The organism is Bartonella sp. TT121SHDZB (assembly GCF_042193415.1).
In the GTDB taxonomy this organism is placed as follows: Bacteria; Pseudomonadota; Alphaproteobacteria; order Rhizobiales; family Rhizobiaceae; genus Bartonella.
The window spans coordinates 1-316 of the sequence record NZ_JBHILR010000063.1; the positions used below are offsets into that span (position 1 = coordinate 1).

1 protein-coding gene is annotated in these 316 nt (G+C 65.5%); it reads right to left on the reverse strand.

What is annotated here, in order from left to right; all coding sequences use genetic code 11:
• Positions 1-265: ATP-binding protein (locus ACFIKI_RS08485; protein ID WP_375666772.1), on the reverse strand; the 265-nt coding region annotated here is incomplete at its 3' end.
• Positions 266-316 lie beyond the last annotated feature (51 nt).

Sequence of the window (316 nt, forward strand, 5' to 3'; positions counted from 1 at the left end):
CGGTAAGCGCGCGATCCAGTCCGCGGGCGGTGCGATAGTCGATGTCTTCAGGCGACGCGTCGGGGACCTTCAGTCTGGCCCGGCGAAGCCGGGCCGCTGTTTGTCGCGAGTCACGCTCGCTGGCTTCGCGCTCGACCAGCAGCCCCAGCCGCTCTTCAAAGCCCAGCCGGTCAATGCCGTCCTGGGTCTGTTGCTCGGCAAGCGCCGCAGCCATGCCGGGCAGGCGCAGCGCGTGCAGTTTGTCGACAGTGGGATGTTGCAGCATAACGACTCCCTTTCAATGATAGTAAGACGGCCCGCGCACGTTGGCGTGCAT